This window comes from Novosphingobium sp. SG754 (assembly GCF_013149315.1).
GTDB lineage: Bacteria > Pseudomonadota > Alphaproteobacteria > Sphingomonadales > Sphingomonadaceae > Novosphingobium > Novosphingobium capsulatum.
In genome coordinates, this window is the sequence record NZ_JABGCC010000001.1 from 592,527 (window position 1) to 611,439 (window position 18,913).

The following is an 18,913-nucleotide window of genomic DNA, read 5'->3' on the forward strand; positions in this document are numbered from 1 at the left end:
GAAGCAACCGGATCGGCTGATTTCGGCGCGAAATAGGCGATCGATCTTGTGGAAAAGCGCCGATCGCCTTTGATTCGATGAAACGTTCCGTGCCAAAGCTGGAAAATCCGCATTTCGGCCGTTCCGGCCTCCGACCCGTCCCAACCGCCCGACCCGCAAGGGCCAACCCGTAAGGGAGACCGACATGAGCATCAACATCGGACCGCCGGCCATCGACGAGCTTCGGCCCCGTATCACGGTGATCGGGGTGGGCGGCGCAGGCGGCAACGCCATCGCCAACATGATCGGTGCCAATATCGAAGGCGTCGACTTCGTCGTGTGCAACACCGACGCGCAGGCGCTGAACAACTCGATCGCGGAAAACCGTATCCAGCTTGGGCCGGCGATTACGCAGGGCCTGGGTGCCGGTGCCCGCCCCGAAGTGGGCCGCGCCGCCGCCGAAGAAACCCTGCCCGAGCTTGAGCGCATTCTCGATGGCGTGCACATGGTGTTCATCGCCGCCGGCATGGGCGGCGGCACCGGCACCGGCGCTGCGCCGGTCATCGCCGAGGCAGCGCGTCGCAAGGGCGTGCTCACCGTGGGCGTGGTCAGCAAGCCGTTCCTGTTTGAAGGCACGCGCCGCATGCGCTCGGCCGAAACCGGCATCGAGGAACTGCAAAAGCACGTCGATACGCTGATCGTCATTCCCAACCAGAACCTGTTCCTGGTCGCCAAGGCGGAAACGACCTTCAAGGAAGCGTTCCAGCTGGCCGACGAAGTGCTCCAGCAGGGTGTGCGCTCGATCACCGACCTGATGATCATGCCTGGCCTGATCAACCTCGACTTTGCCGACGTGCGCTCGGTCATGGGCGAAATGGGCAAGGCGATGATGGGCACGGGTGAGGGCGAAGGCCCCAACCGCGCCCTCGAAGCGGCCGAACGCGCCATTGCCAATCCGCTGCTCGATGGCGTGTCGATGCAGGGCGCCAAGGGCGTGATCATTTCGATCATCGGCGGCGACGACATGAAGCTGCTGGAAGTGGACGAAGCGGCCAACCACATCCGCGAACTGGTCGATCCCAATGCCAACATCATCTGGGGTTCGGCGTTCAATCCCGATCTCAACGGCAAGATCCGCGTTTCGGTGGTGGCCACCGGCATCGAACAGAGCATGGAGCAGGCCGAACAGGCTGCCCGCCCGGTGAATCTGCCCGGCGGCACGCGTGGCCCGGCCTTTACCCCGGCCGCCGCGCCGCGTCCGGCGATCGCCATGCCCACCGCGCCGCAGGCACCTGCCGCCGCCACGCCGCCGCCCGCAGCCCCGGCCACGCCGCCGGCTGCCCCGGCCCAGGCCTGGGCGCCCGAGCCGGAAGCAACGCCGCCGGCTGATGATCCGCTGGACCTGACGTTCGATCTCGGTGCCGATCCGGCCCAGGACTATACCATCGATCCGGCGCCGGCTGCGCCCACGCCGCGCCTTGGCCTTGGCGCCGGGGCCGAGCCGGAACGCCCGACCCCGCGCGTTGGCGGTGGGGCAGGTGGCAGCACGTTGTTCGAACGCATGGCCAATCTCTCGCGCGGAGCGGCCCGCACGGAAGACGCGGAAGAGAGCGAGGATTCCGCCTCGCTCAGCATCCCGCGCTTCCTGGGTCGCCAGAACAACCAGTGATCGGCGCGGGCGGTCGTCGGTGATGACCGCCCGCTGCCCTGCCATTTTTACGATGCCATCTTCCCGATGCCGTCATCAGGCCGCCACTTTCCCCAGCGAGAGTGGCGGCTTGTTGTTCTGGCTTAAGACGCAATAGACTAAGGCGGCGCCACGATGACATTCCAGACTTTCCCCGCTCGCCCGAATCAGCTTCGTGGCGCCGCGCGCACCGCCTTGGCGCTTGCCCTGCTGGTCGGCGCAACCGCGCCGGTGCTGGCGCAGGATCTTTCGCAGATGCCGCAGCAATCGGTGCTCGATACGCCGGGCAGCCGCACTGCCCGCCCGGTCGCGCGCCCGGTGGCGCCGCTGCCAATGGTATCGAGCCCGGTGGTGCAGCCGCTGCCCACCACCAGCGCCGCCCCGATCGAGACCGGCAGCGTGTCGCGCCCGGTGGTGCAGCCGGTGCCAACCGGCGACGGGCAGACGCTCGATGCCGCGCTTGCCCGCCTGGCGCGCGATCCGCGCAATCCCGATGCGCTGCTCGATGCCGGCAATGCCGCGATGGCGCTGGGTGATGTCGATGCCGCACTCGGCTTCCTGCGCCGCGCTGACGAGGTTTCGCCGGGCAATGGCCGCATCAAGGCGCAGATCGGCAAGGCGGTGCTGCGCCACAACGATCCGGTTGCCGCGATCCGCGCCTTTGATGATGCAGAGCGTGCCGGGGCCGATCAGGCCGCCATGGCCGGCGATCGCGGCCTGGCGCACGATCTGGTGGGCGATAACGCCGTGGCGCAGCGCTATTACCAGCAGGCCCTGGCCCGCGCGCCCGATGCCGAGGTTACCCGCCGCCTGGCCTTGAGCCTGGCCATCGGCGGCGATCGTGCCGGTGCCGAGCGGGTGCTGGCGCCCCAGATCGCGCAGTCCGATCGCGCCGCCTGGCGTGTGCGCACCTTCATCCTCGCCATTGCCGGCCAGCCTGATGAGGCGGTGACGGTCGCCAATGCCTCCATGCCGCCGCAACTGGCCGCCGGCATCGCGCCCTATCTGCGCTATCTGACGCGGCTGACCCCGGCGCAGCAGGCCGCCGCCGCCAATTTCGGGCGCTTCCCGCGTGCGGCCGATATCGGCCGCGATGATCCCCAGATCGTGCAATACGCGCAAAGCCATCCGCGCCAGGCGCCGGTCTTGCTGGCCCAGGCCGCCCCGACCACGCCGGCTGCCGCCACACCAGTGATCCGTCGCGATCGTCGCGGCCGCATCATCCCGACACCTGCGCCAAGCATTCCGGCGCCGACCCGCACTGCGCCGACCCAACTGGCGCAGAACACCGTGGCGCAGCCCTTGCCGAGCATTCCCACGGCGACCCGCCCTGCCGCCGCGCCGGTGGCATCTGTGCCAGCCCCGGCGCCCAGCTATCCGCCAGCGCCCACGCCCAGCTATTCGCCGGCGCCTGCGCCCACACCGGCCATTGTCCTGCCGCCGGTTCCCGCGGCCCGGCCCGTGCCCAGCGCACCGGCCTATACCCCGCCCGCACCGGTGCAGACGGCCATGGCGCAGCCCGCCGCATCCCCGCTGCCCGCGCCGCAAACCCTGGCGCAAGCGCAACCGCAGCCCCAGCCGACCTCGCCAGCACCGGCCCAACTGGCGCCCACTCCCGCGCCGCAGCCAGTGCCGGCTGGCGCGGCGCCTTCGCCCGATGGCTTTGCCACGCTCTTTGCCGGCTTTACCGCCCCCGCCGAAGAACAGCAGCGCCCCACCGTGGCGGTCGATATCGCCGCGATCCAGGCGGCCAACGAACGTGCCGCGGCCGAACGCGCCGCGGTTGAGGCGCGCAAGGCGGCCGAGGCCAAGAAGCTGGCCGACGCGAGGAGGGCTGCTGCCGAAAAGAAAGCTGCCGCTGAAAAGAAGCTGGCCGATGCCAAGAAGGCCGAGGAAGCGCGCAAGGCCAAGGAAGAGGCCAAGCGCCTCGCTGCCAATCCGGCACGCACCTGGGTGCAGGTCCTGACCGGCGGCAACCGCGCCAAGATGGGCAAGGAATGGGCCGGGCTTCAGGCCAAGGCGTCCGAACTGCACGGCCGCAAGGCATACGTCACATCGTGGAACCGGGTCTATCGCCTGGTCACCGGGCCGTTCCCGAGCGATGCCGCCGCGCAGGAATTCGTGGCCAAGCTCAAGGCCAAGGGCGTCGGCGCGTTCCAGTTCGACAGCCCCGCCGGACAGGCGATGGACAGCGTTTCGGCCAAGTGATTCTCCCGCGCCTGCCCCGGATCGTGATGCCGGGGTGGGCGTGGCGACGCTTGTCCACAAGTTTTGCACAGCGTTGTCGAGTTTTGCCCAAGGCTGGGCTAACGGTCGATTGTCGGCGGCCAATCGCTCCGCGATGGAACGAATGGAAACCACGGTCGCTGGTTAAGGCGCTGGCATTCTCGCTGGCATGGGCACCGTGTGAGGGGGCGTGATGATGCGAACCGGCCACGACGACAGCGACCGCGACGACGCCGCGCCGGTAGACATGCTCGCCTCGCTGTTCGAAGCGCGCGGCTGGCCCTGCGAATTCGTGTCGGACGACGAGATCCATGGCGAAGTGCAGGGCTCCTGGGCCACGTACCAGTTGCGCTGCATCTGGCGCCCCGAAGACCATGTGCTGCAAATCCTCTCGCTGCCCGATATCCGCGTGCCCGATGACAAGCGTGGCGCGATGTTCGAGGTCATGGCCCTGATTAACGAGCAGGTCTGGCTGGGGCACTTCGATATCTGGTCTAACGGCAGCGTGCTGCTTTACCGCCACGGGCTGATGCTGGGCGACGATGGCCTGCTCAGCCTGCACCAGGCGCAGGTGGCGATCGAAGCGGCGGTGGACGAATGCGATCGTTTCTATCCCGCCTTCCAGTTCATCCTGTGGGGTGACAAGAGCCCGGCCGATGCGCTGGCCAGCGCGCTGGTCGATGCCGCCGGCGAAGCCTGAATTCGGAGCCATTTGCTGATGACCTATTCCTTCCTCCAGTTCGGCTGTGGCAACATGGGCGGCGCGATGCTGACCGGCTGGCTCGCCAGCGGCATTGCCCCGGCGGCCTTTACCGTGGTCGATCCGCATCTGCCCCAGGCGCCGGCTGGCGTGCGCCTGCTGCGCACCGCGCCGACCGGCGAAGCGCCGCCCCGTTTCGTGCTGCTGGGCTTCAAGCCGCAGGGTCTTGCCGCCGCCACGCCGGCGATCACGCCGCTGGTGGGGCAGGGCACGATCGTGCTGTCGATCCTGGCGGGCGTCGACCTCGCCACTTTGCGCGCGCGGTTTCCGCAGGCTGGGGCCGTGGTGCGGGTCATGCCCAACCTGGCGGCGGCCCTGGGCAAGTCGCCCATCGCGCTGGTGGGTGATGGCGACGCGGCGATCAATGCCGAAGTCACGCAGCTGATGGCCCCGCTCGGCACGGCCGAATGGCTTTCTGAAGAGGCGGAGATGGACCTGGTTACCGCGCTGGCTGGTTCGGGCCCGGCGTTCATCTATCGCGTCATCGATGCCCTGGCGGCCGGTGCTGCCGATCTCGGCCTGCCGCGTGCGCAGGCCGATCGCCTGGCACTGGCCATGGTCGATGGCGCCGCGGCGCTGGCGGCTGCGTCGGAGCATGGCCCGGGCGAACTGGCCCGCCGCGTTGCCAGCCCGGGTGGCACCACGCAAAAGGGGCTCGACGTGCTCGATGCCGATGATCGGCTTGCCAGCCTGATGCGCGATACGCTGCGCGCGGCCCGCGATCGCAGCGCGGAAATGACCGAGGAAGCCCGCGCCGCCGGCTGATCGGCGGGCACTGCCCGGGAATACATTTTGTCACATTTTCCGGGCACCGGTTTCGCTTGAAAGCGGGGCGCGGAAGGCCGATATTGTGCCCATGGGCGATTTTTGCCCGCAATGGAGAAAGTGCAAGCACATGGCAAACTGGAACGATCCTCGGCCCTCGCAGACGGGCTTCGGCGCGTCTCCGAGCCTGTCGGGCGCCTATGGCCGTGGCGACGTGTTTGACGCCGGCCTGCGCCGCTACATGCTTTCGATCTACAACTACATGGCCTCGGGCGTGTTGCTCTCGGGCATCGTCGCACTGGTGTTCGCCACCAGCGGCATGGCCGCCGCCGTGTTCGGCACCCCGCTGCGCTGGGTTGTCGCACTGGCGCCGCTCGCGTTCGTCATGGTCATGAGCTTTGGCATCAACAAGATTTCCACCGGGACGCTCAAGGCGCTGTTCTGGGCGTTCAGCGTGGCGATGGGTCTGTCGCTCTCGTCGATCTTCTTCGTCTATACTGGCGCATCGATCGCGGCCACGTTCTTTGCCACCGCCGGCGCTTTTGCGGGGCTGAGCCTGTTCGGCTACACCACGCGCAAGAGCCTGTCGGGCATGGGCACGTTCCTGATCATGGGCCTGTTCGGCCTGATCATCGCCTCGGTGATCAACCTGTTCCTGGCCTCGCCGGGCCTGGCCTGGGGTATCAGCTTCCTCGGCGTGCTGATCTTTGCCGGTCTGACGGCCTATGACACGCAGCGCCTCAAGGAACAGTATGCCTATGTGGCGGGTACGGCCATGGCCGAAAAGGTCGTGGTGATGGGCGCGCTGACGCTCTACCTCGACTTCATCAACATGTTCACCTCGCTTTTGCAACTGATGGGCGATCGTCGCTGATCACCCCATTGCCTGCCCAGCGGGGAATACGGTAGATTGCGTGCCCGGCAACCTTTTTGGTTGTCGGGCATTTTCCTTTCCGGGAAAGCAGGTTACCAATTTCAGTCAGCTTTCAGAAAGGTTTGGCGCTCCACCAAAGGGCGCCACGCACGTGATCCGGGGTCTATCCATGGTGGGAATGCCGCGCGCCAGCGCCAATAACGTTTCGAAAATTCATGAGGGGGATATGGCCATGTCGCATGCGCGCCACTCTGCGCGGCCCACGCGGGCGCTTGCCTATGCATTGACTGCCGCGCTCGGCCTGGTCCTTGCTGGATGTGCGGCCAAGGCCCCGCCGCCGCCCCCGCCGCCACCCCCGCCGCCGCCGCCCAAGGTCGTGATCGTGCCGGCGCGGCCGATGCCGCCCAATGGCGCCAGCGCCAACCTGACGGTGCCGCCGCTGGCCGCCACCGGCCTGCGGGAATCGGTCAATCGCAACATCACGCCCGCGCAGATGGTTTGGAACCTGCGCTCGGCCTACAACGTTGCCGCACTCAACTGCACTGGCCCGCGCCATGTCGAGCTGTTGCCGCTCTATCGCACGTTCCTCAAGTCGCAGGCCAAGGGGCTCGACAAGGCCAATCGCACTGTCGACCAGGAATTCAAGGCCAAGTTCGGCAGCAAGTTCATCGCCCCGCGCGAGCAGTACATGACCGCAGTTTACAATCATTACGCCCTTCCGGCGACGATGGGTGATTTTTGCGATGCAACGCTGGCGGTGGCGCGCGACGGCGCCGCTGTGCCCGCTGCCGAACTCGAAGCCTTTGCGGTGCGCAGCCTGCCCAACATCGAAATCGTGTTCGATGCGTTCTATCGCCGATACGACCAGTATCGCACCGATCTGGCTATCTGGCAGGCACAATATGGTGGTGCCCAGCCTGGCTCCACTATCGTGATTCCGACCGTTGCCAGCGACAACTCGACCAGCGGGACACCAACTACGCAGGCCACCGGCGCGCTCTAAAAAATATCACTTTTGCTCTTGGCGCCGCCATGGCTCTGCGCTAATGGCGGCGCTCCCGAAGCACGGGGCGCCTAGGCGGCCCTGCTTTGGACGATACTGGAACGGGGCCGTAGCTCAGCTGGGAGAGCGCGTCGTTCGCAATGACGAGGTCAGGGGTTCGATCCCCCTCGGCTCCACCAGTATAAAATTGAACGGATCGGTTCCATTTCCGGTCCCCATGCTCGCCAGCCTGCTGCCAGCCTGAATTCCGACGCGCCATCAGCCGACGGGCCGGGTGGGCAAAGCGGGCCTTGGCGCAATCGGCGTTTGCTGCAAAGGCGCCGGCTGCGCCCATTCAGGACTGCCGGACGCCAACGCCATGCACTTTCTCGATCAGGCCAAGATCTTCATCCGCTCAGGGCAGGGTGGCCCCGGCGCGGTCAGCTTCCGGCGCGAGAAGTATGTCGAATATGGCGGCCCCGATGGCGGCGATGGCGGCAAGGGTGGCGACATCATTTTCGAGGCGGTGACTGGCCTCAATACCCTGATCGATTTCCGCTATACCCAGCACTTCAAGGCCCAGCGCGGCCACGGCGGCGCCGGCAAGAACCGCACGGGCGCGGGTGGCAACGATCTGGTGATCAAGGTGCCGCTCGGCACCCAGGTGCTGGACGATGACCGCGAGACCGTGCTGGCCGACCTGACCGAAGTGGGCCAGCGCGTCGTCCTGCTGCGCGGCGGCGACGGCGGGCGCGGGAACCTGTCGTTCAAATCCTCGACCAACCGCGCGCCGCGTCAGTGCGGTCCGGGCTGGCCGGGTGACGAGATGTATGTCTGGCTGCGGCTCAAGCTGCTGGCCGATGCGGGCCTTGTGGGCCTGCCCAATGCCGGCAAGTCTACCTTCATCAACCAGATCACCAACACCAAAGCCAAGGTGGGCGACTATGCCTTTACCACCACGCGGCCGCAGTTGGGCGTGGTGCGGCACCGCGCGCGCGAATTCGTGCTGGCCGATATTCCCGGCCTGATCGCGGGCGCGGCTGAAGGCGCCGGCATTGGCGATCGCTTCCTGGGCCATATCGAGCGCTGCCGCGTGCTGATCCACCTGATCGACATTCACGGCACCGATCCGGCCGAGGCGCTGGCTATCGTCGAAGAGGAACTGGCTGCCTATGGCGCCGGGTTGGAAGACAAGCCCCGCGTGGTGGCGCTCAACAAGATCGACCTGGTCGATGCCGAACTGGTGCGCGCCTTTTCGCGCGAGCTGATCGAGGCGGGCGCCGCGCGCGTGTTCCCGATTTCGGGCGCGACCGGCAGCGGCATGGACGATCTGCTCGATGCCGTGCTCGATTACCTGCCGGCCGCCACCACCACCGAGCGGCCGACCGGCGAAGTGGAAGACGAGGCCGACGCCAAGCCTTGGTCGCCGATTTGATTGTTTCGGCTGAGCGTCAGGCATCGCACCACCCCCCGACCCCCTCCTCTGAAGAGGAGGGGGAGAAGTAATACCGAAAGCCCCATCCTCTTTAGAGGAGGGGGTTGGGGGTGGTGCGATGCCATGCGCATCCTGGCGGAAAACACCCCCGCGCCAAAGCGTGTCACAATTCCTTCAAGCGCCCTTCACCTGCCCGATCATTTGGCCTAAGCCGCGCCGATTATGCGCATTGCCCAGCTGTCTCACCTCGCCGATCCTGCCGTGTGCCCGCGCCTTGTCATCAAGGTCGGCTCGGCGCTGCTGGTGGGCAAGGACGGGCAGCCGCGCCGCGATTGGCTGACGGCGCTGGTGGCCGAAATCGCTGCCGCCCGCGCTGCCGGGCAGCAGGTGATCGTGGTGTCTTCGGGCGCGATTGCGCTGGGTGCGCGCAAGCTGGGCCTGGCCAAGGGCGGGCGGGGCAGCTTGGCCGATGCCCAAGCCAGTGCTTCCGTTGGCCAGATCGCGCTGGCGGGCCTGTGGGCCGAACTGCTGGCCAGCCATGGCATTACGGCGGCGCAGATCCTGCTGACGCTGGAAGACCTGGAAGACCGCCGCCGCTATCTCAACGTCACGGCCACGCTGGGACGGCTGCTGGCGGCTGGCGCGGTGCCGGTGATCAATGAAAACGATTCGGTCGCCACGCAGGAAATCCGCTTTGGCGACAACGATCGTCTCGCCGCGCGCGTGGGCCAGGCAGCTGCGGCGCAGGGCGTGCTGCTCTTGTCGGATATCGACGGGCTGTATGACCGCGATCCGCGCTTGCCCGATGCGGTGCGCATTCCGGTGGTACAGGGCGTCACGCCGGAAATCCATGCCATGGCCACGGGCGGATCGTCGTCCGGCCTGGGATCGGGCGGCATGACATCGAAGCTGCAGGCGGCTGAGATTGCCGAAATGGCCGGCATGGCTCTGGCGATCATCGATGGCCAGCCGGTTTCGCCGATCGCTGCGGCCTTTGACGCCACGCGTGGCACGCTGTTCGTGCCGCGCCGCCGCCACACCGCGCGCAAGGCCTGGCTGGGCGGGCGCCTGCGCATGCGCGGCACGGTGACGGTCGATGCCGGTGCCGCCGCTGCCCTGGCGCGCGGGTCCAGCCTGCTCGCTGCCGGCGTCACCGCGATCGACGGCGATTTCGCGCGGGGCGATGCCGTTGCCGTGATCGGCCCGGATGGGCAGACCCTGGCGCGCGGCCTGGCGGAATACGACGCGGCAGAGGCAGCGCGGCTGCTGGGCCATCCCTCGTCGGCGCACGAGGCGATCCTGGGCTATGCGCCGCGCTCCGCGTTGATCCACCGGGACCAGATGGTGCTATTGTGAGGCTGCCGGTGTCGAGGGTCGGCGCATGATGGCGCTTCGCCAAAGACCGGGGGAATTGCTGGCGGTGACCGGTGCCACCGGGTTCGTCGGCCAGGCCCTGCTGGAGCAGGCGGCGCGCGCCGGGATGGATGTGCGCGCGCTGACGCGCCGTCCGCAACCCGCCCGCGAGGGCGTGGAGTGGGTCCAGGGCGATCTGCACGATGCCGCCGCGCTCAAGCGGCTGGTGCATCGTGCCGGGGTGGTGCTGCACATTGCCGGGGTGGTGAACGCGCCGGACGAGGCCGGGTTTCACACTGGCAACGTCACCGGCACGCTCAACGTGGTCAACGCCGCGCTGGCGGGCGGGGTAGAGCGCTTCGTCCACGTCTCGTCGCTCTCTGCGCGCGAGCCGCAGCTGTCGGTCTATGGCGCCAGCAAGCGCAAGGGCGAGATGATCGTGCGCGCTTCGAGCCTGGATTGGACCGTGGTGCGCCCGCCGGCAGTCTATGGCCCGCGCGACACCGAGATGTTCGAGCTGTTCAAGCTGGCGCGCAAGGGCATCGTGCCGCTGCCGCCCGAAGGTCGCGCCTCGATCATCCACGTCAACGACTTGGCGCGCCTGCTGATCGCGCTGGTGCCCGGCGGCGAGGACGTCACCAGCCAGACGTTCGAGCCCGACGATGGCACTCCCGGTGGGTGGAGCCATACCGACCTGGCCCGCGCCATCGGCCTCGCCATGGGCAAGCGGGTCAAGCCGCTGCCGCTGCCGCGCGGCGTGCTGGAATGGGCGGCCAAGGCCGATCGCTGGGCGCGGAAGGACAAGGCCAAGCTCACGCTCGATCGCGTGGGCTATATGTGCCACCCCGACTGGACGGTGAGCGATGGCGCCCGCCCGCCAGCCAGCCTGTGGGAGCCGCAGGTGGAAACCACGCTGGGTCTCCACGCCACGGCGGCATGGTACAAGGAAGAGGGCTGGCTGTAGGACGCCAGCCCGGTTGCGTTATGCGGGCTGCAGGGCAGGTTCGGCTGCCTCACGCTTGCGCAACTGCATCATGCGGCGGCGCACCCGCACCGCGCCGGCATCAGACGCCAGGATCAGCGGCCGCGCCGCCCAGAACTCCTGTCCATCGAGGCCGGCTTCGGCAGCCTGGATCATCGGCTCATCCTCTTCGAGGAAGACCTTGAGTGCCATGGCCTTGGCGGCATCGCCCGGTTCGCGGGTATAGAAATAGTGCGAGGTAGTGGCCGTTGCCGGGGTGATGATGTGCGGATTGGCCATCGGCGGGACTAGCAGCTGGCCGGTGTCGCCGCGGGTGAGTTCGATGAACAGCGCCATGGATGCCGGCGCGTGCCAGCGGATGTGCATCTTCTGGTCGGTATTGGTGCCGGGCGGCAGCATAGGCTTGGCCCATTCCGGCGCCTTGGCATCGACCATGTCCCACTTGTTCCAGATGCCGCCGGTATCATCGGTTTCGACGCTGTGCTTGCCGCCGAACAGCGAGCCGTTCACGCCGAAGGTTTCGACATGCAGGAATTCCGCGTGGCTCAGGTCCATCAGGTTATCGGTGATGAATTCATAGCCTGCATCCATCAGCAGGCTTTCACACACCACCTCCGCCCCGTCGGTCACGAACGAAAAATCGGGAATGAGCGCAGGATCGGCAAGCGCGGCGTCGCCCGGCCAGAACCACAAGGCACCGTGCCGCGCCACGATCGGGCGCGTGGCCACCTGGGCATCAGGGACCGGCGTGGCAAATGGCGTATGCGCGCAGCGGCCATCGGCGCCAAAGCCCAGACCGTGATAACCGCATTGCAGCATGTCGCCCACGCGCTTGCCCCGGCTGAGCGGCACGAACCGGTGCGGGCAGCGATCGGCCAGCATGGCATAGCTGCCATCGCCCAGCCGATAGATCGCCCAAGGGGCATCGAGCAGGCGGCGGGCGAGCACGCCATCATCGGGCACCTCGTTTTCCCAAGCCGCCATATGCCAGAGGTTGCGCACGTAATCAGACATGGCCAAGCTCTCCCACTATCGAATTAAACAAACCTTATGGTTTCTTTATGGCAGGAACGATGACGACGCAAGCCGCCCGACCGATTCGCAGCCGCAAGCCCGAAGCCGTGCGCGAGCGCATTCTTGATGCCGCGCAGGCCGAGTTCATGGCGCATGGCTTTGCCGCAGCCAGCACCAACCGCATTCTCGAGCGCTTTGAGGGTTCCAAGCCCACGATGTTCCGGCATTTTCCCACCAAGCGGGCGATGTTTGGCGGTGTGGTGCAGCGCATTGCCGCGCGGTGGCGCAGCGCGATTGATCCGGCCGGGATCACGGCGGATGATCCGCAGGGCTGGCTTCAGGCATTCGGGCTGTTGGCGCTGGCGTGGATCACCAGCGACGAGAATATTTTCGTGGGCCGCATGGCGGTGGCTGAAGGCGCGGAATTTCCCGAGGTGTCGGAACTGTATCGGCGCGAAGCGGTGGAGCCAATCGAGGCTACGCTGGCCGATCGGCTCAGCGCCTGGGCGCAAGCCGGCTTGATTACCCCGGCAGACCCGGCGCGCGACGCGCTGGCGTTCCTCGACCTGACGTTGGCCGGCCAGGTCAGCCGGCTGCTCTATGGCGCGCCACGGCCCGATTCTGCCGCCTTGGCCGCGCATGTTGGCTATTGCGTCACGCTGTTCCTGAACGGGCGGATGGCGCGATAGGGCTGCGCTGCCATGCGCTTTATCCCGTGGTCAGCGTCCGTCCGGCCTCGTGCGGCAGTTTCAGCGCGCTGATCACGCCGCCGAGCGAGAGCACAGCCATGGCAATGAACGCGAAGCGATAGTCCGCGCCCTGGCCGTTCAGCCCAACGGCGCCGGCGAGAGCATCACCGGCATGCACGCTCATCGCCGCCGCGGTCACGCCGGCGGCGGCGCCCAGTTGCAGGATGGTGTTGAACAGGCCGTTGGCGTCTCCCATTGCGGTGCGGTCCACATCGGCAAAGGCCAGTGTGGAAAGCGACGAGAACTGGAGCGAGCGGGCCAGGCCGTTGACGAACAGCAAGGCCGCCACCAGCACCGCCGGCGAATGCGGGCCGATCGCCGAAAGCGAGAGCAGCGAGGCGGCGCAGATCACGCCGTTGATCGTCAGCACGTTGCGATGGCCGAAGCGGCGCAGGATGCGTTCGACCAACGCCTTCATCGTGATGTCGCCGGAAAACAGCGCCACCACGAACAGGCCGGCATGCACCGCGCCATAGCCGAAACCGGCCTGCATCATCAGCGGCAGCAGGAACGGCACGGCGCCGATCGCCATGCGGCTAAGCGATCCGCCGCTGACCGCCGCACGAAACGATGGGATCTTGAGCGCGCCAAGATCCAGCAGCGGATTCGGGCTGCGGCGCAAGTGGGCTATGGTGATCGTCAGCATCGCAAGCCCGGCACACACCAGGCCCAGGCCCAAAGCGTCGATCCGCCGGGCGCTATGCTCCAGGCCGATCTGCAAGGCGAACACGCCGACGGCGGTGAGCGCAAAGCCGGTCCAGTCAAACCGGCGGCGCGGGCCGCGCACGTCGGGGATCAGCCACAGCGCCGCGAGCAGGGCGAGGATGCCCAGCGGCACGTTGAAATAGAAGATCCAGCGCCAGCCCAGGTGCTCGGTAATGAAGCCGCCCACTGGCGGTCCGACCACTGGCGCGAACAGCGCGGGCCAGATCAGCGCTGAAAGCGTGGCGATAAGCTGGTCGCGCGGGGTGTGGCGCATCACCACCAGGCGCCCCACCGGCGTCATCATCGCGCCGCCAATCCCCTGGAGCACGCGCAGCGCGACGAATTCAGGCACCGATTGCGCCTGCCCACACAGCGCCGATGCCACCGTGAAGATCGCGATCGCGGTCACGAAGATGCGGCGCGAGCCAAAGCGATCGGCCAGCCAGCTGCTGGCGGGGATCAGCACGCCGAGTGCGAGCATGTAGGCCGAAATGCCGATGTCGAGGGCGACGGCCGATGTACCGAAGGTGCGCGCCATCGAGGGCAGCGCGGTCGTCAGGATCGTCCCGTCGAGGATTTCCATGAACAGCGCGCCGGTGACCAGCCACATGATCAGGCGGCGGCGCAGCGGGGTGATCGGGGCGATCTCGTCAGTCAAGGGCAGGGCTTTCCGGGCAGGCGGGACTGGCCTGCCTTGACGAAAGCGCGCGCCCGGATCAACCCTGCGGGACCGATCAAATTTTGCACGGAACCATAAGGAAACCGCAGGCTTGGGCGCGGGTCAGAACACCGGTTCGTAGCCGGGGGGCAGCTCGCTGCCGTCGCCGTCATCCGTGCTGCCAGGCACGTGGATGCCGCATTCGGTCTTGTCCCACCCCTTCCAGCGGCCCGAGCGCGGGTCTTCACCCGGTGCCACCTTGCTGGTGCAGGGGGCGCAGCCGATCGAGGGATAGCCTTGCGCCACCAGTGGGTGATGCGGCAGGCCATGGACGGTGAAATAGGCGTCCAGCGCGTCCTTGGTCCAGCTGGCGAGCGGGTTGATCTTGAGGCGGCCAACTGCGTCGCTGCTGTCCAGCTCGAAGCGGGGCAGGCCAGCGCGGGTGGACGACTGGAAGCCCTTTCGCCCGGTGATGGTGGCATCGAGGCCCGCCATGGCCTTGGCCAGCGGGATCACCTTGCGGATTTCGCAGCAGCCATCCGGGTCCCACGACCAGCGCAGGCCCGCTTCGTCCTTCTTGGCCACGGTGGCGGCATCGGGTTCCAGCACGACCAGGTTGGTCAGCCCGAGTTGCGCCACCAGGGCATCGCGATAGGCCAGCGTTTCGGGAAAATGCTTGTGCGTGTCGAGGAACAGCACCGGGGTTGCCGGATCGACCTGCGCCACCAGATGCAGCAGCACGGCGCTTTCCGCGCCAAAGCTGGAGACCACGGCCACGCGCCCCGCCAGCCCTTCGCCCAGCACGGCCGCCAGCATATCCTGCGTGGAGGCATCAGCGAACCGCGCGTTGAGCGCGGCTACCTCGGCCGCGGTAAAGCGCGGGCCAAGGTCGAGCGTGTCGGGAGTGCGGGCGGGGCTGGCCATGGCTTCAGGCTTTCGCGGCCGGGTGGCGCGCGGCCCAGATCGGGGCGCGGCCATCGACGGTCTGCTGATAGACTTCCGGCCAGGTGGTAAAGGCGGCTTCGGCCGCCTCGGCGCTGATCGGCTTGTCAGGGGCAAAGGAATCGAACCCGCACCGGCGCATGTGCGAAAGCTGATCGATCAGCACATCGCCCACCGCGCGCAGTTCGCCGGTATAGCCGCGTTCGCGCAACGACCGCGCGGCGGAATAGCCCCGGCCATCGGCAAACGAGGGGAAATTCACCTCGATCAGGGCAATGCGCTGCAGGTGCGGCAACAGCGCCAGGGCATCGTCGCCCGGCTCGATGCGCACGGCGGTGGCATTGCTCTGCGCGGCAAAGGCATCCACCGTCACGGCGGGGTCACCCACGGGCTCGTCGGTGCGATAGCGCAGCACGGTCTCAACCATAGATCGCCTCCTTGAACGGGGCCATGCCGATGCGGCGATAGGTATCGAGGAAGCGTTCCGCGCCCTCGCGGCGGGCGAGGTAAACGTCCGTCACCTTTTCGATGGCATCGACCACGCCGTCTTCGGAAAAGCCCGGGCCGGTGATCGTGCCGAGCGAGGTGTCGGCGCTTTCAGCCCCACCGAGCAGCAACTGGTAGTTTTCCACGCCCTTGCGATCCACCCCCAGGATGCCGATGTGGCCGGCGTGGTGGTGCCCGCAGGCATTGATGCAGCCTGAAATCTTGAGCTTCAATTCACCCAAGGTCCGCTGGCGGCCGATATCGGCAAAGCGATCGGTGATCTTCTGCGCCAGCGGCAGCGAGCGGGCATTGGCCAGCGCGCAGTAATCGAGGCCGGGGCAGGCGATGATATCGGTGATGAGGTCAAGATTGGGCGTGGCCAGGCCCGCGGCATCCAGCGCCTGCCAGACGCGATAGAGATCGGCCTTCTTCACATGCGGCAGCACGATGTTCTGCGCGTGGCTGACGCGCAGTTCATCGAGGCTGTAGTCACGCGCCAGGTCGGCCATCAGGCGGATCTGGTCGGCCGTGGCATCGCCCGGAATGCCGCCCACCGGCTTCAAGCTGATCGTGACGATGGCATAGCCGGCCTGCTTGTGGGTGTGCACGTTCTGATCGACCCACAGCGCGAAATCGGGATCGCTGCGATCGAGATCGTCAGACAGCCCGCTTTCGAGGCCGGGATCGGCGAACATGCCCTTGATCCGCTCCAGCTCGGCCGGCGGCGGTTCGAGGCCCAGGGTAAGGATGTGGGCGAATTCTTCCTGCACCTGGCGGCTGTATTCGGCGACGCCGATTTCGTGGACCAGGATCTTGATCCGCGCCTTGTACTTGTTGTCGCGGCGGCCGTGGCGGTTGTAGACGCGCAGCGCCGCTTCGAGGAAGCTGATCATCTGCAGCGCGGGCACGAATTCGGCAATGCACGGCGCGATCATCGGGGTGCGGCCCATGCCACCGCCGGCAAAGAACTTGCAGCCGATTTCGCCCGCCTCGTTCTTGACGATCTGGATGCCGATATCGTGCAGGCGCATGGCCGCGCGGTCGGTCTCGCTGGCGATGATCGCCACCTTGAACTTGCGCGGCAGGTAATCGAATTCCGGGTGGAACGTCGACCACTGGCGCAGCAGTTCGGCATAGGGGCGCGGATCGGCCACTTCATCGGCAGCCGCGCCGGCAAAGTGATCGGCCGTGGTGTTGCGGATGCAGTTGCCGCTGGTCTGGATCGCGTGCAGCTGAACCTTGGCCAGATCGGCCAGGATATCGGGCGCGTCGGCCAACTTGATCCAGTTATACTGGATGTTCTGCCGCGTGGTGAAGTGGCCATAGCCACGGTCATACTTGTCGGCAATGTCGCCCAGCACGCGCATCTGCGCGGAATTGAGCGTGCCATAGGGCACCGCCACGCGCAGCATATAGGCGTGTAGCTGGAGGTAGAGCCCGTTTTTGAGGCGCAGCGGCTTGAACTGGTCTTCGGTCAGTTCGCCCGAGAGGCGGCGTGCCACCTGGCCGCGAAATTCGGCCACGCGCGCATCGACCATCGCCTGGTCGTGTTGATCGTATTGATACATGGTCAGATTACCCAGCTGCCGGCCTGCGGATCGGCAGGCTTGAGCGAAAGATCGAGGCGCACGGTGGGCCCCAGCGCGCGGATGCGGTCCTTGATGTGGGCCGGGCGTACCGCGCCGTCGGCGGCCACTGCATCGATCACGTGCGTGTCGGTCACCACCTGCTTGGCGTTTTCGCGGGCGATGATCGCGTCGGCATCTTGGGTTACCGCCACGGCATTGTCGACATGGCGCGACCAGCCTTCGCCGGTCCACCAGATCACGTCACCCGTGCGCAAGTCGTTGCCCGTGATGATCTTGATCTTCTCGCTCATCGGGCTGCCTCCACAACCGCTTGCAATTCCATGATGTCTCCCCGTGCGGTCACTTCGCCGATGACGATCAGTGCCGGACTCTTGATGCGTTCGCGCTCGACCAGGTCGGCCAGCCCCGCCAGCGCGCCCCTTACCACGCGCATCTGCGGGCGCGAGGCATTTTCGATCACCGCCACCGGCATCGTCGGGGCCAGGCCATCGGCCATCAGCTTTTCGGCGATGGCGGCGGCTGTGGCCACGCCCATGTAGATCACCAGGGTGCGGCCAACGCCAGCCAGGCCCGCCCAGTTCTGATCCGACAGGCCCTTGCACTGCCCGGCCACGAACGAGACGATCGAGGCATTCTCGCGATGGGTCAGCGGGATCTGTGCCGAAGCGGCTGCGCCCAGTGCGGCGCTGACCCCAGGCACCACCTGCACCGGCACGCCGGCGGCGTGGCAGGCCTCTGCCTCTTCCCCGCCGCGTCCGAAAATGAACGGATCGCCGCCCTTGAGGCGCACGACATCGTGCCCGGCCAGTGCCTCTGCCACCAGCAGGGCGTTGATGTCTTCCTGCCGCATGGTGTGGCGCGCGCGCTGCTTGGCCACCGACACGAAGCGGGCGCCGCGCGGGGCCATGGCCAGCACGGCCGGATCGACCAGGCCATCGTGCACCACGACCTTGGCCTTCATCAGCAGGCGCGCGGCGCGCAGCGTGAGCAGGTCGGGATCACCGGGGCCGGCGCCGACCAGAAACACGGTTCCGGGGAGGGGGGCATGACTCATGCTGGGGCATGTGGGCGCAGCGGCGCCATCGTGCCAGCGAGAATCGATTGGGCGGGGGCTAGGTCAGCTTTAGCGCGAACATTCTTGCTTCCTCTTCGGCATTTGCAGCGGGGTGCGACGGAATTCGCGTCATGCCCCGTTAAAGGGCCAGGCTCGATGGAGGTCTTATGAAAACACTTGGCTTGGCATCCCTGTTCCTGGCGCTCACCCCGGCGATGCCGGCCTTGGCGCAGGACACCACCCAATCCCCGCCACCTGCTGGCCAGGGCGTGACCCGCGATGCCTTTGTCGCGCGGCAGATGGGGCGGATCATGGCCGCCGATACCGACGGCGATGGCCGCGTGAGCAAGGCGGAACTGACCGCGATGATGGCCGGCCGGGGCGACCCCGACCGGCAGTTCACGCGGATGGACAGCAATGGCGATGGCTATCTCGACAAGGCGGAAATCACCGCTGGCCTGACCGAGCGCTTCAACCGCATGGACCGCAATGGCGATGGCGTGTTGACGCCAGACGAGCGCATGCGGCCGGGTGAAGGCATGCGGGGTGGCGGCATGCGCGGTGGTGCCGGTGGCCAGGAAGGCATGGGCGACCACGGCATGCAGGGTGACGGGCAGCAAAACCCGTCCTGAGGCTGATGCCGCCGTGCCCACCATCTTCGGGACGCTGGCCT

18 protein-coding genes and 1 tRNA gene are annotated in these 18,913 nt (G+C 67.0%); 12 read left to right on the plus strand and 7 right to left on the minus strand.

The features are described from left to right. The first annotated feature begins 184 nt into the window (after positions 1-184). The 10 genes from ftsZ (at position 185) to FHW97_RS02760 (ending at position 11,025) form a co-directional block, all read left to right on the plus strand. Positions 185-1,648: a cell division protein FtsZ gene (gene ftsZ / locus FHW97_RS02715; protein WP_171795716.1), complete on the plus strand. Its 1,464-nt coding sequence runs from the start codon at positions 185-187 to the stop codon at positions 1,646-1,648. A gap of 153 nt (positions 1,649-1,801) precedes the next feature. Continuing rightward, positions 1,802-3,874 carry an SPOR domain-containing protein gene (locus tag FHW97_RS02720; RefSeq protein WP_171797913.1) on the plus strand — a complete coding sequence of 691 codons (2,073 nt, stop codon included), beginning with the start codon at positions 1,802-1,804 and terminating at the stop codon, positions 3,872-3,874. Between the two features lie 214 nt (positions 3,875-4,088). Beyond that, entirely contained in the window at positions 4,089-4,592 is a 504-nt protein-coding gene (locus FHW97_RS02725; RefSeq protein ID WP_028658410.1) for a YbjN domain-containing protein, read from the plus strand. An 18-nt stretch (positions 4,593-4,610) separates the two neighbouring features. Then, positions 4,611-5,417 carry a pyrroline-5-carboxylate reductase gene (locus tag FHW97_RS02730; RefSeq protein WP_171797914.1) on the plus strand — a complete coding sequence of 269 codons (807 nt, stop codon included), beginning with the start codon at positions 4,611-4,613 and terminating at the stop codon, positions 5,415-5,417. A gap of 130 nt (positions 5,418-5,547) precedes the next feature. Beyond that, on the plus strand, positions 5,548-6,291 hold the full coding sequence (locus FHW97_RS02735) for a Bax inhibitor-1/YccA family protein (protein WP_022678353.1): 744 nt from the start codon (positions 5,548-5,550) through the stop codon (positions 6,289-6,291). A gap of 232 nt (positions 6,292-6,523) precedes the next feature. Then, positions 6,524-7,294 (plus strand): hypothetical protein, encoded by a 771-nt coding sequence (locus FHW97_RS02740; RefSeq protein WP_133726760.1) that lies wholly within the window; start codon positions 6,524-6,526, stop codon positions 7,292-7,294. 103 nt (positions 7,295-7,397) lie between these two features. Beyond that, positions 7,398-7,473: transfer RNA gene (locus tag FHW97_RS02745), tRNA-Ala, on the plus strand. A gap of 179 nt (positions 7,474-7,652) precedes the next feature. Continuing rightward, positions 7,653-8,708 (plus strand): GTPase ObgE, encoded by a 1,056-nt coding sequence (gene obgE, locus FHW97_RS02750; RefSeq protein WP_028658298.1) that lies wholly within the window; start codon positions 7,653-7,655, stop codon positions 8,706-8,708. 222 nt (positions 8,709-8,930) lie between these two features. Next, a complete protein-coding gene (gene proB, locus FHW97_RS02755; protein WP_107715864.1) occupies positions 8,931-10,064 on the plus strand; it encodes a glutamate 5-kinase in 1,134 nt (377 codons plus the stop codon). A 25-nt stretch (positions 10,065-10,089) separates the two neighbouring features. Then, the gene (locus FHW97_RS02760) at positions 10,090-11,025 is read left to right on the plus strand and encodes an NAD(P)-dependent oxidoreductase (RefSeq protein ID WP_171797915.1); all 936 of its coding nucleotides are present in this window, start codon (positions 10,090-10,092) and stop codon (positions 11,023-11,025) included. 18 nt (positions 11,026-11,043) lie between these two features. Here the strand turns inward: FHW97_RS02760 and FHW97_RS02765 are convergent, their stop codons facing one another. Continuing rightward, entirely contained in the window at positions 11,044-12,057 is a 1,014-nt protein-coding gene (locus FHW97_RS02765) for an aromatic ring-hydroxylating dioxygenase subunit alpha (protein ID WP_171797916.1), read from the minus strand. A 59-nt stretch (positions 12,058-12,116) separates the two neighbouring features. Between FHW97_RS02765 and FHW97_RS02770 the strand changes: the two genes are divergently transcribed. Further along, positions 12,117-12,746, plus strand: coding sequence for a TetR/AcrR family transcriptional regulator (locus FHW97_RS02770; RefSeq protein ID WP_171797917.1), 630 nt, complete (start codon positions 12,117-12,119; stop codon positions 12,744-12,746). A 19-nt stretch (positions 12,747-12,765) separates the two neighbouring features. Here FHW97_RS02770 and FHW97_RS02775 read toward each other — a convergent pair whose 3' ends face one another. The 6 genes from FHW97_RS02775 to cobA all read right to left on the minus strand — a co-directional run bounded on the left by FHW97_RS02775 (position 12,766) and on the right by cobA (position 18,240). After that, positions 12,766-14,169, minus strand: coding sequence for an MFS transporter (locus tag FHW97_RS02775; protein ID WP_216647604.1), 1,404 nt, complete (start codon positions 14,167-14,169; stop codon positions 12,766-12,768). Between the two features lie 123 nt (positions 14,170-14,292). Then, positions 14,293-15,093 carry a phosphoadenylyl-sulfate reductase gene (locus FHW97_RS02780; RefSeq protein ID WP_022674676.1) on the minus strand — a complete coding sequence of 267 codons (801 nt, stop codon included), beginning with the start codon at positions 15,091-15,093 and terminating at the stop codon, positions 14,293-14,295. A gap of 4 nt (positions 15,094-15,097) precedes the next feature. Beyond that, positions 15,098-15,538 (minus strand): DUF934 domain-containing protein, encoded by a 441-nt coding sequence (locus FHW97_RS02785; RefSeq protein ID WP_171797918.1) that lies wholly within the window; start codon positions 15,536-15,538, stop codon positions 15,098-15,100. Further along, positions 15,531-17,165, minus strand: a complete 1,635-nt coding sequence (locus FHW97_RS02790) for a nitrite/sulfite reductase (RefSeq protein WP_171795723.1) — start codon at positions 17,163-17,165, stop codon at positions 15,531-15,533. The genes FHW97_RS02785 and FHW97_RS02790 overlap by 8 nt, the downstream gene beginning before the upstream one ends. Before the next feature lie 2 nt (positions 17,166-17,167). Further along, entirely contained in the window at positions 17,168-17,464 is a 297-nt protein-coding gene (locus FHW97_RS02795) for a DUF2849 domain-containing protein (protein WP_171798193.1), read from the minus strand. Between the two features lie 8 nt (positions 17,465-17,472). Next, positions 17,473-18,240, minus strand: a complete 768-nt coding sequence (gene cobA, locus FHW97_RS02800; RefSeq protein ID WP_054130575.1) for a uroporphyrinogen-III C-methyltransferase — start codon at positions 18,238-18,240, stop codon at positions 17,473-17,475. 167 nt (positions 18,241-18,407) lie between these two features. Here cobA and FHW97_RS02805 point away from each other — a divergent pair, with 167 nt between their 5' ends. Further along, the gene (locus FHW97_RS02805) at positions 18,408-18,872 is read left to right on the plus strand and encodes an EF-hand domain-containing protein (protein WP_062785319.1); all 465 of its coding nucleotides are present in this window, start codon (positions 18,408-18,410) and stop codon (positions 18,870-18,872) included. Positions 18,873-18,913: the final 41 nt, after the last annotated feature.

Coding starts and splice junctions, on each gene's coding strand:
- ftsZ (WP_171795716.1), top strand. CDS start 185: ATGAGCATCAACATCGGACCGCCGGCCATCGACGAGCTTCGGCCCCGT.
- FHW97_RS02720 (WP_171797913.1), top strand. CDS start 1,802: ATGACATTCCAGACTTTCCCCGCTCGCCCGAATCAGCTTCGTGGCGCC.
- FHW97_RS02725 (WP_028658410.1), top strand. CDS start 4,089: ATGCGAACCGGCCACGACGACAGCGACCGCGACGACGCCGCGCCGGTA.
- FHW97_RS02730 (WP_171797914.1), top strand. CDS start 4,611: ATGACCTATTCCTTCCTCCAGTTCGGCTGTGGCAACATGGGCGGCGCG.
- FHW97_RS02735 (WP_022678353.1), top strand. CDS start 5,548: ATGGCAAACTGGAACGATCCTCGGCCCTCGCAGACGGGCTTCGGCGCG.
- FHW97_RS02740 (WP_133726760.1), top strand. CDS start 6,524: ATGTCGCATGCGCGCCACTCTGCGCGGCCCACGCGGGCGCTTGCCTAT.
- obgE (WP_028658298.1), top strand. CDS start 7,653: ATGCACTTTCTCGATCAGGCCAAGATCTTCATCCGCTCAGGGCAGGGT.
- proB (WP_107715864.1), top strand. CDS start 8,931: ATGCGCATTGCCCAGCTGTCTCACCTCGCCGATCCTGCCGTGTGCCCG.
- FHW97_RS02760 (WP_171797915.1), top strand. CDS start 10,090: ATGATGGCGCTTCGCCAAAGACCGGGGGAATTGCTGGCGGTGACCGGT.
- FHW97_RS02765 (WP_171797916.1), bottom strand. CDS start 12,057: ATGTCTGATTACGTGCGCAACCTCTGGCATATGGCGGCTTGGGAAAAC.
- FHW97_RS02770 (WP_171797917.1), top strand. CDS start 12,117: ATGACGACGCAAGCCGCCCGACCGATTCGCAGCCGCAAGCCCGAAGCC.
- FHW97_RS02780 (WP_022674676.1), bottom strand. CDS start 15,093: ATGGCCAGCCCCGCCCGCACTCCCGACACGCTCGACCTTGGCCCGCGC.
- FHW97_RS02785 (WP_171797918.1), bottom strand. CDS start 15,538: ATGGTTGAGACCGTGCTGCGCTATCGCACCGACGAGCCCGTGGGTGAC.
- FHW97_RS02790 (WP_171795723.1), bottom strand. CDS start 17,165: ATGTATCAATACGATCAACACGACCAGGCGATGGTCGATGCGCGCGTG.
- cobA (WP_054130575.1), bottom strand. CDS start 18,240: ATGAGTCATGCCCCCCTCCCCGGAACCGTGTTTCTGGTCGGCGCCGGC.
- FHW97_RS02805 (WP_062785319.1), top strand. CDS start 18,408: ATGAAAACACTTGGCTTGGCATCCCTGTTCCTGGCGCTCACCCCGGCG.